The sequence below is a fragment of the Cohaesibacter celericrescens genome (genome assembly GCF_002866925.1).
Taxonomy (GTDB): domain Bacteria; phylum Pseudomonadota; class Alphaproteobacteria; order Rhizobiales; family Cohaesibacteraceae; genus Cohaesibacter; species Cohaesibacter celericrescens.
In genome coordinates this window covers 466,071-482,467 of record NZ_PKUQ01000001.1, presented here as the reverse complement: position 1 = coordinate 482,467, position 16,397 = coordinate 466,071, and the positions used below count along the sequence as shown (strand labels likewise).

Here is a 16,397-nt window from a genome sequence, read left to right as displayed (position 1 = left end):
CTCTGAGCGCGGCGCGGAGTCCATTTGTCCTTGCTGTCATGGCAAAGGGAAGGTGAGCGGGCTGGAGGCAATCCGGATGCGTTGGCCGTCTGCCAATTCTAACGCCGAGAAAATTATCGTTGCTTTGCTTGATCGCCCTTTGGGGATGACGTCTGAGCAGCTGATCAATCACATATGGGATGGACCGGACGGCGGGCCGCTGGACGCCAACAATGCATTGCAAACGCACAAGTGCTTTGCGCGCAATCTGCTGCGGCCTTTCGGCTGGACGGTCAGTCGAAAACAACGGGGTGTGCCTGTTTATCGGCTGGAATGTCTGGAAGAGGTGGCGCAATGACCCTTCACCACGCCGACGCGCGATATTTGTTGCCTGCGGGTAATGTCCAGATAGCCTTTTCAGGTGGCCGTACATCGGCATTTATGTTGCATGAGATCCTTTCGGCCAATGGCGATTTGCCAGACCGGGTGGAAGTGACCTTCCAGAACACCGGTCGCGAAATGCCTCAAACACTAGATTTTGTTGCTGAAGTCGGGCGGCGTTGGGGTGTCATGGTCACTTGGCTAGAATATCGGCCGATGATGCCTTTGTTTGAGATCGTTGGATATCAAGGTGCGGCGCGGAATGGTGAGCCATTCGATGCTCTGATTGCGAAAAAAAAGGCGCTGCCAAATCAATTTAGAAAATGGTGTTCTGCCGAATTGAAAACTAAGACGGCTAAGCGATATTTGGTTTCAAAAGGCTGGCGGCGTTGGGTCTCGGCGGTTGGGTTTCGTGCAGATGAAAGCCATCGTACTCCCTACGCAGATAACAGAACATCTACATGGCTGCCGTTACGTGAAGCTGGTGTCACGCGCCACAAGGTGCTTAGCTTTTGGCGGTCGCAATCGTTTGATCTTGATTTGCCTGTGTTTGGCGGAAAAACTATCGGCGGAAATTGCGACGGGTGTTTTCTAAAATCAGAAGCATTTCTGGCATCAATTGCGAGGGATCAACCGAGCCGTCACGCATGGTGGGAAGCGCATGAAAGAGGTGTAGGAAGACAATTCTCAGACCGCTTTAGCCGTCGCCAACTTCGTGAGTTCATGGATAGGCAGGGTGATCTCGTGCTGTCGCAAGAAGATGCTCTGTGCCAGAAAAATGGCGGGGAGTGTTTCTAATGACCCTCTTTCATGCCGATGCGCGGGATATTGTTGTTCGGGATGCGGCCTGTGCTGTGTCTGACGTGCCTTATCGTCTGACTATGGGTGGCAAGTCGCCTCATCCGGACGCGCCGCGCGGTGGCTGGCTGAAGGATTATAACAACAAAGGCCAGCCTGTTACCTGCGATATCAGCTGGGATGAGATCATGGATTTGTTGTTCCGGTCTCTTGCTGCTCGATCGCACGCCTATGTTTTCACCAATGACAAGAATTTGCGTGAGGCGATGAATGCCGCCGATCGCGCGGGGTTCCGGCTGCATAATGTGCTGCTGTGGAACAAGCGCAGCGCCATGCCGAACCGCTGGTATATGAAGCCGGTCGAATTTGTTCTGTTTTTGGGCAAGGGCAAGGCCTTCACCATCAATCAGCCCGGCTCGATGTCTTTGGTTGAAATGCCGTGGCCGGATGAAACCAATCACCCGACCGAGAAGCCTTGGCCGCTGCTGCAACGTTATATCCGCAATTCGACAGACGAAGGCGCGAGTGTGTTTGACCCTTTCATGGGGTCCGGCTCCACCGGCGTGGCCGCTGCCAAGTTGGGGCGGGAGTTTATCGGCGTCGAGATCGAGCGCGAGTGGTTCGACGTGGCTGAGAAGCGTATTGCCAAGGCAGATAATGAGTTTCAGAAACTGGGGGTGGCGTCATGACTGACTCCAGCACTCTCAAAATTGATCCTTCCAAAGCGCCAAAGGACGATGGGTCCAGCCCGCATGTGGAACATTGGTGCATGGCGCAGGGCTGCTCAAGCTGGGGTGATTTTGGTTTCATGCCCGCGTCTGGCAAAGGTGCGCTCAGTCAACTGTGGTTCTGTTCCACCCATCGCGCTCAATATTTGCAATTACGAGATCGGGCCCGTGAGCAGGCAAAGGCCAAAGATGCGGCTGAGCGCCCTGTGCTCGTTGAAAACCCAGAGCAGGGAGGGCTGTTCTGATGACGTCCCCTCGCATGCGCTACCCCGATGAAGTTGTCACCCGCGCCAAGGCAGAGTTTGATCTGGTTGGCGCGATTGGTGCCCATACGCGGCTCAAGAAGGCTGGGGCGTTGATGTCTGGCCGCTGTCCGAACCCTGCGCACCGCGATCGAGGCGCAAGCTTTGTGATGAATCCGTCCAGCAATCTTTATCACTGCTATTCGACCGGCTGCGAACTGAACGAGCGTTGGTTTAGCCCTGTCGACTGGATGATGCATTTTTGTGGGGCGGCTGACTTTAACGAAGCTATGGAAATGCTGGGCGGCAAGCGCGAGTCTTTGTCGGCGCCGGTGCGCCAAAAGATGAGTGATGAGGCCAAGGCCCGCCAAGCGGCAAGGGATGAGGAAGCGAAGAAGAGTGCGGCCAAAAGCCAGCTTAAAGCCCGCCAAATCTTTGCTGCTGGTGTGAGCGCCAAGGGCACAATCGCCGAGACCTATATGGTCGAGGGGCGCGATCTGGCGGGTTTTAACGTCGATGTGCCTTGCCTGCGCTTCACCGCTGATTTGCCTTATTGGGAAGAAGTGGAAAAGGACGTCTTTCGCATTGTCCATTCCGGCCCTGCGATGCTGGCCGCGTTTCAAGACCGTTGCGGGCATTTCAGTGCTGTGCATATGACCTGGCTTTTGCCGGACGGATCGGGCAAGGCGGTGATTGAGGCGCTCATCGATGGCAAGGCTGAGAAGCTGCCAGCCAAAAAGATCCGCGGGCCTTTCCTTGGTTGCTCGATCAGGCTGACGCCGCCAGCACCCACGATGTATGTGGGTGAGGGCATCGAGACGGTTGGTGAAATCACCCGATTGGGCAAGGCGGGCTGGGTGGCCGGTACGTTGGGCAATCTGACCGGACGCTTCCACCCCGATGCTCCCCGCACCCCACATCCCGATGACGCGTTGCGCCTGTTGCCTGCCTTGGTGCCAGATTGGTCCAGCCTGCGGATGCATGTGCCGGCAGAGTGCAGCAAAGAGATTTTGATCGCCGATGGCGACACAAAGGATCTGGCCAGCCTTCGGGCGTATCTGGACATGACCACACGACGCATCCGGTATGAGGGCCGTTCTGCTGGTCAGCTGTGGCCGGACGGCAGGCAAGATTTGAATGATTACGGCAGGCAAGTCCGCAAGGCGGACACCGCCGAGCATTGCAAGGCAATGAACGAGAGCGTCCATCGGCCCGCTGAAGCGTCGAGTTCGAACGGTGAATCAATTCAAGGAGGTGCGGGGAATGACTGACAACAAGAAGCCTCTGCCTGATGATCAAATTCGAGACAGCCTTGATGCTGCCGAGCGTGAGGCCCAGCCACCGCTGGCCTCCAACGACAACAAGATCGCCCATTGCGCCACGCTGGATCAGAACGACATAGGCAACGCCTTGCGGCTTATCTGTCACTTTGGCGACGGCATTTTGAACGTGCGTGAGCACGGCTTTCATCAATGGTCTGGTACCCACTGGCAACTGACCGGCGGCGAGGAACAGGTGGCGATATTTGCGCAGAAGACCGCCAAGCTGATCGAGCAGGAAGCCAACTTCATTGCAATCGAACCATGGGAACAATTGGCGCTCGATGAGGCGCGCAAGGTGACCGTTAGTGACGACATGAGTGAGGAAGACAAGCTCAAGATCAAAGAGGCAGAAGCGGTCCGCTCCAAGGTGCAAAGCAGACGGGCGGGGCGGCGCAAATATGCCCTTAGTTCGGGCAACAATGGCAAGCTGATGGGCATGGTGAAGCAAGCCGCACCGCACATAACTGTGGGGCCAGAGGCGCTGGATGCGGACCCGATGGTGTTCAATTGCCTGAATGGCACGCTGGTTTTCAAGCGCATCAAAGACCCGATGGAAGGGCCGGTGCTGGATATGAAACTGGTCGAGCATGATCGCGATATGCGCATCAGTAAATGCGCGCCCGTGGTCTATGACCCCAGTGCAGATTGCCCGAAGTGGAAAGCCTTTCTCGAAAGATTTCAGCCCGATGAAGACAGGCGGACATTCTTGCAGGTGTATTTTGGCTATGGCCTGACTGGTCTGACCGATGAGCAGAAGCTGATTTACAACTATGGCAAGGGGGCCAACGGCAAATCGACATTGACCGAGGCTATCTGCCGGTTGATGGGGGCCTATGCCGGTCAGCTCAACCCCGAGTCTGTTTCTGGCACCGGCCAGCGCCGTGGTGACCAGGCAACGCCGGATCTCGCCACCTTGGTGGGCATCCGGTTGGTGCGTGTGTCCGAGCTGCCCAAGGGGCAATCGGTGAAAGAGGATCTCATCAAGGGTCTGACGGGTGGCGAGCCGATGAAAGTGCGGCTGTTGCATCAGGGCTTCTTTGATCTGGTTCCAATCTTCAAGGCGGTGATGAGCGGCAACGACATGCCTTACATCACCGGCACCGACTGGGGCATATGGCGGCGGTTGCTGATCGTGCCGTGGGACGTGACCATATCAGAGGCGGAAAAGCGCCCTATGGCCGAGGTGTTGGCCGAATTTGACGCCGAGCGATCGGGCATCCTCAACTGGTTGCTGGAGGGGTTGTCCATCTATGTCAATGAAGGTTTGCAGGTGCCAAGCAGCATCTCGGATTTGACCAATAGCTATAAATCCGAAATGGACCCGATACAGAATTTTATCGACGCCTGTGTGGTCCATGTGCCGCCTGATGACGAGGGAAAGCCTCTGAGCGAGGTGACCGGCTCAGCCATGTACAAAGCCTATGAGACGTGGTGTCGGGCCTCTGGGGTGAAGATATTCTCCTCCACCCTGTTCGGGCGCGAGCTGCCCAAGAAGGGCATCGAGAAGGTCAATGGACGCATCCGCAAATATATCAATGTCAAAATCCAACTGCCCGAGGAGATTTCCTATGAAGACGAATTTCCGCACCACAACAAGGACCACTAACCCGCCCACACCCACCCATGGGATGCCAGTGTGCGCCAAATGTGAACGGGTGCAGGCTGGATCGGGGCCAATTATGCGAGGGTTGCGCGAGGGTCATGCGAGGGTTTGGCGTAAACTATCGCATAGGAAAAGGTGCGCATTTCCAATGCTTTACGCCGATGCTGCGAGGGTTGCGATAGTTCACGCGCGCATATGCATATGAGGGGTGCGGGGAATGGAATTAGAAAAGATTTCTCATGCGTTTATAGAGACTATAACTATCGCTACCCTCGCAAGGGTTAGATAACTATCTGAATTAATTAATAAAATACCCGCGAGGGTTTGGCTTAGACCCTCGCAGAACTATCGCAACCCTCGCAAGAGGGCGGGTCACCACCAACAGACATTCGAAAGGGCAGGACAATGGCAATCGGACTGGCACAGAGCGCAACCTACAATCTCAACATCCGCTATGATCAGGCTGACAAGCGGGAAGTGCGGGCCATCGGCCTATTGGCGTTGCTTGAGTGGGCCTATCGTGACCAGCGGGTCTATCAGGATGGCGATACGGTGGATGATCGGCGCTATCTGGCGGGTGGCAACAGCTTGGCAGGGCTTGAGCGATTGAACGAGCTGGGCACTCATGTCGACGGTGGTGGGCATTCGATCACCGAGCCACATCAGGACGCGCTGGCCGTGCATGGTGTGGTGTGTCGTTTGGCCAAGCTTGGGCTGGATGGGCAAGTCGCGGCTGGTTTGATCGTCGAACATGCGCAAGCCGGTCGCACGCCTGAGCGGCCAACGCTGGATGCTGGCACGATCCAGCCTATGCGGGGCAGAGGCGGCGCGGTGATGATGAGTTATTGGGATTGGGATACGGGTGAAAGATTGGCCGAGCGGTCAAGGCGCAAGGTTCGTCATCCAGACGGTCGGGTGTGCCATCACGGGCAAGCCTGCGAAGTGATCTTTGATCAAACCGCCGAGCTGGATCTGCATTTACTCGAGCATTATGACCTCTGGAAGGTTGGCATCGGGTTTATTTCACAGGAAATGCCAAAACTCAAAAGCTGGAAAGTCCAGATATTTCAACGCGCTTTCGCTCCTGCCCACACAAAACCGGCCATGCGATTGAAAAAGGTAATTGACTTGGAGCTGAGCATTTGACACGATGACAGCGAACAAAAAACCAGCAAAAGCCGCCCTGAGAGTTAATCCTCTTAAGGGCGGTTTTCTTTTGGGTGGGCGTTCCCCAAAGTCATGTGAAAACTTGGGTCCTTCCTGGCTAACCAAAAGCAATAGGGGGCGGCGTAGCGTGTTGTGTTCGTTGATACGGTCTATTGGTGGTCTTAGGATGTTGTTTTTGTTTATGATTTAGGTTTTAGAATGGTTGACATAGCAAAGTATCCACTGCCTGACGGTGTTGATGATGTTGTGCTCAACCGAGAAATGTTGGCCGACGCGCTGCAGGTTTCGCCTCCAACCATCGACACATATCGCAAGTCTGGAATGCCCGTTATTACCGAGGGCAGTAACGGTCGCTCTTACGAATTTCAGTTGTCAGCTTGCTTTGCTTGGATCTCCGAGCGCAAAGATATCGAGCGTTCGGAAGATGAACAACGGAAGGCTGCCGTTCGGCAAATGAGCCTTGCCTTGCTTGGCAAGGATGAATCAGATCCTCATGCCGGTCTCACTGAAAAACAGAAGAAAGACCTGTTTGCCGCCGAGCGCGAATATATGGCGCTGGCGCGTGAACGCGGCGAAATGATGATGCGGTCCAGCGTCGTCAATATGATGATTGAAGTTTTGCAAGTTTACCGAGACGGTTTGGGTATTTTGCCTGACCGACTTGCCCGCGAATGCGGATTGAAACCAGACCAGGTGGAGAAGGCTGCTGCGGCATGTGATGCCATGTTGCAGGAATCGGCAGACAAGGTCGAGAAAAGTTTGGGAGCCAAGCTCAATGCCAGATCGGGGGATCCCAAACTACCATCGTAGTAAGGGGGCAGTCCCTCCTTATGTCCAGCCCTATGAGATCATCGCCGATGTGATCGATGCAGCACGTCCACCGATGCGGATGAGTGTTGCTGATGCTGCTGTCGAATTTCGGCGCGTCTCTGGCGGTGCCTATAACGGACCATGGCGGCATGAAGATGCGCCATATTTGGTCGAGCCCATGAATATGATGGGTAGCCGTCGCTTTACCGCGATGATTTTTATCGGCCCAGCCAGAACCATCAAAACAGAAGGATTGATTTTGAATGCCGTGGCGCATCGGATTATATGCAGCCCTCTGCCAATGAAACTCATCCACATGACCGAGACTACGGCAGATGAGTTTTCAGAAAAAAAACTTGATGTGATGATCGAAGCATCACCGGAGATCAAGCGCCGTCTTGGAACAAGTCGCCGAGATAGCACGCTCAAACACAAAAGATTTAACAACGGCGCGTCGGTCACGATGGGGTGGCCCACGGTTCCTCACTTGTCTGGATCGGATTGGCCCTTTATCGCGGCGATCGATTACGACCGCATGCCGATGGATGTGGGAAAAGAGGGCTCGCCATTTGCGATGATGCGCAAGCGTACCCAGACATTCGGGTCGCAGGGCATGGCCGCGCTGGAGTGTTCACCAGGCAAACCCATTCTTGATGAGACATGGAGACCGCAAACCGCGCATGAAGCACCTCCGTGTGAGGGTGGGCTGGCTGAATATAACACCGGCACACGGGCGAGGTATTATTGGACTTGTCCGCATGAGGATTGCCAGCAGGCATTCGAGCCAGACTTTGACGATCTGAAATATCCGCAGGACGTTTCTCCGGAAGAAGCGAGAGCTAATGTGGTCATGCAGTGCCCTTGTTGCGGCGAGATAATTGATCCGTCCCTTAAGTATGATCTCAACCTCAAAGGCCAATGGCTACATGAGGCGAGTGACGGGACGCTTGTTACGATCGATGATCCGAAAATCAAAGACACTGATGCGGTGTCTTATTGGTTAAAAGGGCCATGTGCAACATTTCAGAACTGGTCAGAGCTGGTCTATCGCTATCTGATTGCAAAGGCGCATTTGGAAAAAACAGGTGACGATTCATCGCTCAAGGCGACGGTTACTGTTGATCAGGGTAAGCCGTATTTGCCGGGTGGGTTGTCCGATGAAGATGAACTGACCGTCGAAAAATTGAAAGCTTTGGCCGAGGATTATCCGCTTAAGATTGCGCCAAAAGACACGCGCTTTATCACCATCCAGCTTGATGTGCAGAAGGGTGCTTTTGTTGGTCAGGCCGATGCATGGGGTCCGAACCTTGAGCGCTGGTGTATCGACCGATTTGATATCGTCAACCCGCCATCCAGTGCGCCTGGGGATGATGACCGATCGATCAAGCCTCCTCTTTATGCAGAGGATTGGGATGCTTTGCTGCCGCTGTTTGATCGTCAATATGAGGTCGATGGCACTGGCTTTGCTTTGAAGCCAATTCGCATCGCATGTGATTCCGGTGGTGAAGCCGGTGTCGCGGACAACGCGTACAAGTTTTGGCGCAAATTGAAGGCGGGCAAAGATCCGTTACCAACTGGATTGCATAAGCGGTTTCAGTTGGTCAAGGGGGCCTCCAATGACCGCGCAAAACGGGCGGAGATATCATACCCTGAAAGTGCGGCTAAAGGCCGAAAGGTAGCCAGCGATATTCCGTTGTTGTTTGTCTCGCGAGGATCCTTGAAGGATGCCGTGTCTGCATCCCTGTTGCGTGAAGATGCAGGGCCCAACAAATATCATTTGTCGGTGCATCTGCCCGATGCTGTGTTTGAAGAACTGAGCGCAGAGAAAAAAACCGCCAAGAAGGGGTGGGAAAAGAAGGCTGGGTCTCGAGCCAACGAGGCGCTTGATCTGGCTTGCTACGGTCGCGCAGAGACAATCGTTTTGGGTGCTGAAAAAATCGACTGGAGCAACCCGCCATCATGGGCGCAGACAGCGCCTTTCAATCTGTTGGCGGTGAGAATTGAGCCGGTTGAAAAGCCTGAAGCGGAAGCGAAGCCAGCGCCAGCTCAAGCAACGGCTGGAAGCCAAAGACCCGCTCGCATGAAGCTGCAGCGCAACCCCAACTTTTTGAGAAATCGCTAATTGTTTTGCCTTTCATGATCGCGAAACACAGGAGAATGGAATGGCCTATACAACCGATGATCTGGCGCGGCTGCAAAAGGCCATCGCAAGCGGGGTGAAGTCCGTCACTTTCAGCGATGGCCGCGTGACAACCTATCAATCTGCGGCTGAGATGATGAAGGTCGAAGACCGTATCAAAGGCGACATTGCTGCCTCTCAGGGGCAGAAGAAGAGTGTTATCTATTTATCTGGGGTGCGGCGGGGTTGATTTATGAAAATGAATATCATTGATCGCACGGTGTCATATTTCAGTCCATTGGCAGGCGTCAACCGAGTGCGAGCGCGACTGGCTCTTGACGGGGTCAGAAGTTATGACGGCGCAAAGCATGGCCGCAATACGGCTGGATGGGATGCGCGACAAACCGGAGCCAACACGGAAATTGGTCGAGACCTTGCCACCTTGAGAGCGCGGTCTCGTGATCTTATTCGCAACAATCCGTTTGCTGAAAAAGCGCAGCGGGTTTGGGTGAATAATACGGTTGGGCCTGATGGCATCATGCCGCGTGTGGTTGATGATGCCTATGACGATCTGATGAACTGGTCAGATGAATGCGATCCCGAGCGTGTGAGTGATCTGGCTGGTCTGGAAACGCTTATATCCAGTGCGATCTTTGAGAGTGGTTCGGCGCTGGTGCGCCAGATTGCTGTCCATCCGCGCGAAGGTCTGCATATTCCTTTGCAGCTCCAAGTCATAGAGCCGGACTATCTTGACCACGGCAAGAATGATGACATCAAAAATGGTCGCATCGTCAATGGGGTTGAATATGATCTCTCCGGTCGGCGGGTTGCTTATTGGTTGTTTCAGGATCACCCCGGAGAGCGGGTGAATTTTGGTCGCTATGGGGTGCAAAGCATTCGCGTCCCTGCAGATCAATTCATGCATATTTATGAGCGCACCCGCCCAGGTCAGGTGCATGGGGTGCCTGCCTTGGCATCGTCTCTGACACGCTGGCGCGATACAGACAATTATGAGACAGCAGTCGATCAACGCAAGGCGATCGAGGCTTGCATGGCGGCGTTTGTGACCGGTGGCGATAGCGACGATGTGGCCGCTGTCGCGAAGGCAATGGGAACGGAAGCCAACGAAGAAGTCATCTTGCAGAAGCTGCTTGGCTCTGACCTTGTTGGCTTGTTGGAACCCGGGGCCATTTTTGGTTTGCCTGGCAACTTGAAGGTTGAAAGTTTCACCCCTCCAGCGTCTGAGGACTCTGGCTATCTCAAGCATAAATATCGTGGTCTTGCAGCCGGTGGCAACATTACAGAAATGCAGCTCACCGGCGATATGAGCCAAGCTAACTATTCCTCCATGCGCGGAGGTCTGATCGAGGCGCGGCTTGATTTCAGGCGCTTTCAAAAGCAAGTGCTTGCGCATCAGTTTGTGCGCCCTTGCTGGCGGTCTGTTCTGGCCACGGGCAAGTTGGTTGGACGGTTTGCTGGTATCAAGCCGGGGTATCGTCCAGAGATCACATGGCCGGTGTTTGAAAGCATCGACCCGTTGAAGGATGTGATGGCGGACTTGATCGAAGTCCGATCCGGCTTTGCAACGCCACAACAAAAAATGGCGGAGCGCGGCAACGACCATGCCCGAACGCTGCAAGCTTTCTTGGACCACTACAAGGCCGCTGACAAAGAGGGATTAATCTTTGATAGCGACCCTCGCAAGGTGACCAAGACCGGTGTCGCCAATGATTTCGGGGCGCTGGACCCCTCAAAAGAGGATTGATCATGCCAAAGAAAAAGACTTTTGACCTGCCCCTGCAGTCGCGTGGGGCAGCTGATGACGCATGTCTGATTATCCGATCAGACAGCCTTAACGCAGATGACCGCACGGTCGAAATCGTTTTTACGACCGGAGCGCAAGTCACACGGCGCGGCTATATGCCGGACGGTGAATATGGGCGTTGGATTGAAGAGCTTGAGGTTAGTGAAAAGGCGATAGACCTCTCGCGGCTCAACGCCGGTGCGCCGCTGCTAAAGAGCCATATGGCCTATGATTTGACGAGTCAGCTTGGGGCTGTTGTTGAAGGATCGGCAAGGATTGAGGGTGATCAGGGTATTGCCTCTGTGCGCTTTTCCGAGCGCGATGATGTCGAGCCGCATTGGCGCGATGTTCAAACCAAGATCCTTTCCAAAATCTCGGTCGGTTATTCCATTCAGGAATATGAGGCCATTCGTGAGGAAGGCCAGTTGCCGGTATTCCGCGCGACCCGTTGGACGCCAATGGAGGTGTCCTTTGTATTGATCCCTGCGGACAATGCAGCACAAACAAGATCAGATCAGGAGCGGACAAGCCCCTGTGTTATTTTCAACAGCAAAGAGGAAGAGGCAGATATGCCACGCAAAACCCAAACTAACCAGGGGCAAGGCACTGCCCCAGACACCCGCGCAAATCCAGACGGCGCACCAGCTGTTATCGAGCCGCAAGCCCCTGCCGCGCCAACTGGTCAGCAAGCGGCCCAGCCAGACGCAGATGCCATCCGCCGAGAAGCGCTGGCTTACGCAAAAGAAGTGCGCTCGCTTTGCGCGCAGCATGGGCTAAACGAACGAGCTGATGCTTTTATCGAACAGGATGTTTCGATTGACGTTGTTCGCAGTGCCATTCTTGAGCATTTGGCCGAAAAGTCTGCCGCTGTGGAAATCACTGGCCAGCGTACAGAGCAGGGTTTTTCAAATGACGATCCTGCTGTCATTCATGAACGCATGGCCAAGGCGATCGCTGGCCGTTGTGTCCAGATCAAGAATGAAGCGTCTGAAATTGATGCGGATCCACACGGGTGGCAGAAATATCGCGGCTTGTCCATGTTGGGCATGATGGTCGAGCTTGGTGCCAAGGGTGTCTCTTTCCGAGACCTCGGCAGTGTGGCGGGCAAACAGCGGATTCTACGGGCCGCGACGTCAATGTCTGACTTCCCGATTTTGCTCGGCGAGGCGGGCAATCGGGTGTTGGCGGCTGCTTATCAGGCGCATCCTGGCACGTTCCGTATGCTTGGCGCACAGCGCAACATGAAGGATTTTCGTGATACAAGTCTGATCAGCTTTGGTGATGTGCCAGAGTTGAAGCCAAAAAAAGAGAACGGCGAGTACGAAAGCTTCTCTTTGTCTGAGGGCAAAGAAGCGATGAAGCTTGGCACTTATGGCTTGGAATTTGCCATGAGTGAAGAGATGATCATCAATGATGATCTCGGTGCCTTCACCGATTTTGAGCGAACCATGGCAGAGCGTGCAGCTCGTTTTGAGAACAAGCTTTTCTGGACGGCTGTGTTTACGGCAAAGATGGCGGACGGGAAAGTCATGTTCCATGCCGACCATAAAAACAAAGCGACGACGGGCGCTGCCCCATCCAGCGACACGCTGGGCAAGGGCATTACGGCGATACGCACGCAAGCGAACAAAGATGGTGAATCTATCGGGGTTTCTCCTGCTTACATTGTTAGTGGCTCCGCTCTTTCCGACACCATCGAGCGCCTGCTTTTGCCGGTTAATCTGGTGGACAACAGCACCACGGTCGTGACACCAACGCAGCGGTCTATCAAACCGGTTTATGAGCCCATGTTTGATAGCTTGGCTGCTAAAGGCTGGTCACTCTTTGCTGACCCTGCCGTGATGGCTGCTATGGCCTTTGGTTGGCTGGATGGTCAGGAAGGGCCGCAATCCTTCTCCAACCAAAGCTGGTCGGCAGACGGTGTGAAGATCCGCGTTAAGGATCACTTTGCAGCAGCTCCTCTTGATGCCAAGGGCGCTTATCACAACGCTGGCGCATCCTAATCCTGATCGTGCTTTGATCTGAAATTTGAACCTTCACGAGGGCTGCCTACTGGGTGGCCCTTTTATTTGAGGAAATTGAAATGGCTCAAAATAAAATTCGCAACGGTGTTGCGCTGGATCTCGCTGCTCCGGTTGGAGGCGTTGTATCTGGTGCCGCCGTTTTGATCGGTGCTTTCTTTGGTGTTGCTGGTGACACAGTCGAGGCGACAGAGACCTTTGTTTTGCATACGGAAGGTGTCTGGGAACTGCCGTGCAAATCTGCTGATGTGGTCTCGGTTGGTGACGTTCTTTATTGGGATGACACCGCCAAAGAATTGACCAAGACTTCAACCGCCAACACAAAGGTTGGCATCGCTTACACATCTGCTGCGGATACGGTTGTCGCCGTGCAAATCAAGCTTATTCCCGGTCTCGGGGCTTAACGGCCCATAGTCGGCGGACCTGAAAATACCAATAGGAGGCGGTAATGTCAGAGGCTCATTTTCTGATTGAGGGCGTTGCCGCCTCTTATCAGCCGGTATCTGGAGATGCGGTGGATTGCACTGTGATTTTATATTCGGATGATGCCGAGTTTGGAGAATTTGAAAGCAGGCCCTTGCTGGACAAGATTGCACTTGAAGTGCAAAGCGGCGCATTGACGCCAACAAAAGGCGGGGTCTTTACCATTGATCCAGACGGCGCTGCGACCCAATACAAGGTTGAGAGCAAGCCGCGCCACACCGGCATCGAGCGTGACGTCTGGCGCATGGTGGTGGATGAATTATGAGTGAATTATTCGAAATCGCCATCAAAGAAGATATTTCAGAATATCTTGAAAAGATACCTGACAGGATGGCGGGTGCTATCTATGACGGAATGCGAGAGGCATCCAACGATGTAAAATATGCCTATCGCGATCACATTGCATCCATCTTCAGCCGGAGGCTGGCGAACACTGTCCGTGATGCTGTTTTCCCGAAGCGGGGTGCCAAAAGTCTAGAGCCTGCGGCGATGATCTACACCAAGGCACCGCATATAGTCGGGGCGTTTGAACATGGTGCGACCATCAAGCCAACCACCCAGTGGTCCGGTGCGCGGCTAACGATACCGACAAAAGATGTGCCGCGATCGCGCATTAAGCGCCGACGTCCTATGTCGGTTGAAGAATTCACAGATACATTTGGCGGCGAAAGCTTGCAGCCGGTTCCGGGCGATAGCGCTGGCCGCGTTCTCTATCTGGTTGCGAAACAGGGTTTCCGCCACACCAAATCAAGAAAACCGAGCAAGCGGGTCAAGCGTGCGCGGAGGATCAAGCAAGGCTCTAAAGCCAAATCCGAGCCGATCTTGATGTTTATCGCAATCAAACAAGTCCGCTTGGACAAGAGGCTTAATCTGGAAAGTGTCAGCCGGTCAGCTGTTCAGTTGTTGCCGGTTAAAATCGCGCACCATGTCGCACGGGAGTTGAATGATGACTGATAGCTTGAAGTCAGATCAAATGCTCGATGTGCTGGCTGGCGTTGTTAGTACGGGTGAAGGACTGCCAACGCTCAACAGAAACCAAACCCTTGATGATGGGCTTGAGGCGCTGGAAGATGGTGGTAAGGCTTGGCTCAATATGGTCGACGGAGACACTGACGTTAATGAGGAAGCGTTGGGCGTCAGCGATTCCTTCGAGCTTGAGCAGCTTGCCTCTTTTGAGTTGATTGTCAAATGTGCCGATGAACCAAGCTGCCGTGCAGCCATTTCGGATCTGGTTACTAAAATTTCTAATCAGATCGATCTGGCAAATGACCACGATATGATTGGGGGGCTCGCCGCTGTTGGCTGCTACGCTCGCATAACAAGGTTCCAACGCGACAATCTGGTGACGGCAGGTGTGCCAAATACAAAGGGTGCGATTGTAACTGTCGCGCTGACCTTCATATCAGATCAGCCGTTTTAGGTTGTTTCAAAAATCCAACACAAAGAAAGGGTTAGGCCATGCCAACCATTGTGCGGCCGCACGGTCGGGCGACGAACCTGCTTGTTAAAAAACAGGCGGATTTTGATACGCCAGCGACTGGTGATTATGTATCGACGCTGTTTTATAGCGAAAGTCTCGCTGAAACAGAGGGAAAGGTTGATGATCCTGTGCTTGGTGTAGCCCGGATCAACAATCGCGACCAAAGCGAAAAAGCCCCTGATTTGCGCAAGCATGAAGGCGGGTTGACTGTGCCAATGGATGTGAACCATCTGGGCTTGTGGTTGACGGGTCTCTTTGGTGATCCAACCAGTACGGGGGCAGGGCCTTATTCTCATGTGTTCAAATCCGGCGCGGAGTCTTTGCCCTATCTGACACTGGAGTTCGAGAAACGGGCTGGGGCAGTCTTTTTCCAGCATGTTGGTGTTTTGCTTTCTCAACTGTCTTTGAGTGCCTCCCGCGAGGGTGGATATAAGCAAGTTGAATTGCAGGCGATGGGCCGGAACGAGAATAAGCTTGCTGCATCAGGCGGGGGCTCGCCAGCCACGCAAATGGACCGCGTGCCTATGCCAAACTTTAATGGCGCGCTGAAAGTTGACACTGTCGAGGTCGGTTCTGTTACTGCCGTGTCGTTTAATTATAACAACAATCCCACGGCAAATGATGAGATCAACGGCACCAAATACAGCAGCGGTTATGATTTGACTGAAACGGCCACTTGCGATGGTGATCTAACCGTTCGTTATGTTGATGAATCTTTCTATGACAAAGCAGAGGCCGGTACGGCGCATTCGATGGAATTGATTTTCCAAATCAGTGCGACTTCTTCGTTGTCCTTTTTGATGCCTGCCGTGCGGTTTGAAAAGGGCCCTATCGCGCCGATTGCAGGCCCGGGGGGCATGCAGGCCAGCGTAAGCTGGTATGCGGAGCAAACTGGCAGCGATCCGATGGTCACGGCCACGCTTAAAAACGAAATCGAAAGTTATGCATTGTGATCCGGCTGAATAAAACCCGTCTCGATCTCAAAGAAGGGTCGAAGGATTTAGGGCGCGGGGTCAGTTTGATTATGCGACCTGTCTCTGCTGTGGAGCATGCTGCCGCAAAGGAGCGGGCAAGCGATATGGTTTCCGGCTTTCTTGACGGTAGTGGTGCCCTTTCACTTGTTGGCCTGCCTGAAATCTCGGTGGGAAACGGGAGCAATGAGGATCATCGATACATGCTCAATGGGCTGTCTCGTATTTTGATTGCGGTCTATGTGGCTGAAATGGTGGTGAGTGGCTGGGAAGGCGTAGGCGATGAGGATGGCAAACCCATAGATCCATCGCTCTCCGCTTTTGGCATGCTGTTTCAGGATACGGGTTTTCTGGCCAATTTCGAGAGCCACGCTTATGTCTCGATCTTTCTGGAGGCCCGCGAGGGGGAGCAATAGGCCACCTTGCTGAATGGTTTGGTCAGGGTGGCCTTGGCTATTGTGCTGCGTGTGAAACCCAATGTGCAGCCTG

18 protein-coding genes are annotated in these 16,397 nt (G+C 53.9%); all 18 read left to right on the top strand.

Translation table 11 applies throughout. The annotated features are described in order from the left end of the window. The first annotated feature begins 76 nt into the window (after positions 1-76). The 18 genes from C0081_RS02315 (at position 77) to C0081_RS02230 (ending at position 16,324) form a co-directional block, all read left to right on the top strand. Positions 77-337, top strand: a complete 261-nt coding sequence (locus tag C0081_RS02315; protein WP_101532168.1) for a hypothetical protein — start codon at positions 77-79, stop codon at positions 335-337. Next, positions 334-1,158: an adenine nucleotide alpha hydrolase family protein gene (locus tag C0081_RS02310; protein WP_101532167.1), complete on the top strand. Its 825-nt coding sequence runs from the start codon at positions 334-336 to the stop codon at positions 1,156-1,158. The genes C0081_RS02315 and C0081_RS02310 overlap by 4 nt, the downstream gene beginning before the upstream one ends. Then, the gene (locus tag C0081_RS02305) at positions 1,158-1,847 is read left to right on the top strand and encodes a DNA-methyltransferase (RefSeq protein ID WP_101532166.1); all 690 of its coding nucleotides are present in this window, start codon (positions 1,158-1,160) and stop codon (positions 1,845-1,847) included. Before C0081_RS02310 ends, C0081_RS02305 begins: the two co-directional genes overlap by 1 nt. Then, entirely contained in the window at positions 1,844-2,131 is a 288-nt protein-coding gene (locus tag C0081_RS23155; protein WP_180966720.1) for a hypothetical protein, read from the top strand. The genes C0081_RS02305 and C0081_RS23155 overlap by 4 nt, the downstream gene beginning before the upstream one ends. Further along, positions 2,131-3,399, top strand: coding sequence for a DUF7146 domain-containing protein (locus C0081_RS02295; protein ID WP_101532165.1), 1,269 nt, complete (start codon positions 2,131-2,133; stop codon positions 3,397-3,399). Before C0081_RS23155 ends, C0081_RS02295 begins: the two co-directional genes overlap by 1 nt. After that, entirely contained in the window at positions 3,392-5,056 is a 1,665-nt protein-coding gene (locus tag C0081_RS02290) for a DNA primase family protein (protein WP_101532164.1), read from the top strand. The genes C0081_RS02295 and C0081_RS02290 overlap by 8 nt, the downstream gene beginning before the upstream one ends. 402 nt (positions 5,057-5,458) lie before the next feature. Further along, entirely contained in the window at positions 5,459-6,199 is a 741-nt protein-coding gene (locus C0081_RS02285) for a hypothetical protein (RefSeq protein WP_101532163.1), read from the top strand. 219 nt (positions 6,200-6,418) lie between these two features. Further along, the gene (locus C0081_RS02280; RefSeq protein WP_101532162.1) at positions 6,419-7,030 is read left to right on the top strand and encodes a terminase small subunit; all 612 of its coding nucleotides are present in this window, start codon (positions 6,419-6,421) and stop codon (positions 7,028-7,030) included. Continuing rightward, a complete protein-coding gene (locus C0081_RS02275) occupies positions 6,996-9,152 on the top strand; it encodes a phage terminase large subunit family protein (RefSeq protein ID WP_180966719.1) in 2,157 nt (718 codons plus the stop codon). Before C0081_RS02280 ends, C0081_RS02275 begins: the two co-directional genes overlap by 35 nt. A gap of 40 nt (positions 9,153-9,192) precedes the next feature. Next, entirely contained in the window at positions 9,193-9,399 is a 207-nt protein-coding gene (locus C0081_RS02270; protein ID WP_101532160.1) for a phage head-tail joining protein, read from the top strand. Positions 9,400-9,402: 3 nt separating this feature from the next. Beyond that, the gene (locus tag C0081_RS02265) at positions 9,403-10,914 is read left to right on the top strand and encodes a phage portal protein (RefSeq protein WP_101532159.1); all 1,512 of its coding nucleotides are present in this window, start codon (positions 9,403-9,405) and stop codon (positions 10,912-10,914) included. A 2-nt stretch (positions 10,915-10,916) separates the two neighbouring features. Further along, a complete protein-coding gene (locus tag C0081_RS02260; RefSeq protein WP_101532158.1) occupies positions 10,917-12,956 on the top strand; it encodes a prohead protease/major capsid protein fusion protein in 2,040 nt (679 codons plus the stop codon). Between the two features lie 80 nt (positions 12,957-13,036). Next, positions 13,037-13,378 carry a DUF2190 family protein gene (locus C0081_RS02255; protein WP_101532157.1) on the top strand — a complete coding sequence of 114 codons (342 nt, stop codon included), beginning with the start codon at positions 13,037-13,039 and terminating at the stop codon, positions 13,376-13,378. A 44-nt stretch (positions 13,379-13,422) separates the two neighbouring features. Then, entirely contained in the window at positions 13,423-13,722 is a 300-nt protein-coding gene (locus C0081_RS02250; protein ID WP_101532156.1) for a head-tail joining protein, read from the top strand. Next, positions 13,719-14,411 carry a DUF6441 family protein gene (locus C0081_RS02245; protein ID WP_101532155.1) on the top strand — a complete coding sequence of 231 codons (693 nt, stop codon included), beginning with the start codon at positions 13,719-13,721 and terminating at the stop codon, positions 14,409-14,411. The genes C0081_RS02250 and C0081_RS02245 overlap by 4 nt, the downstream gene beginning before the upstream one ends. Beyond that, positions 14,401-14,877: a hypothetical protein gene (locus C0081_RS02240; protein ID WP_146006387.1), complete on the top strand. Its 477-nt coding sequence runs from the start codon at positions 14,401-14,403 to the stop codon at positions 14,875-14,877. The genes C0081_RS02245 and C0081_RS02240 overlap by 11 nt, the downstream gene beginning before the upstream one ends. Before the next feature lie 38 nt (positions 14,878-14,915). Continuing rightward, the gene (locus tag C0081_RS02235; protein ID WP_101532153.1) at positions 14,916-15,890 is read left to right on the top strand and encodes a phage tail tube protein; all 975 of its coding nucleotides are present in this window, start codon (positions 14,916-14,918) and stop codon (positions 15,888-15,890) included. Further along, on the top strand, positions 15,887-16,324 hold the full coding sequence (locus C0081_RS02230) for a hypothetical protein (RefSeq protein ID WP_101532152.1): 438 nt from the start codon (positions 15,887-15,889) through the stop codon (positions 16,322-16,324). Before C0081_RS02235 ends, C0081_RS02230 begins: the two co-directional genes overlap by 4 nt. Positions 16,325-16,397 lie beyond the last annotated feature (73 nt).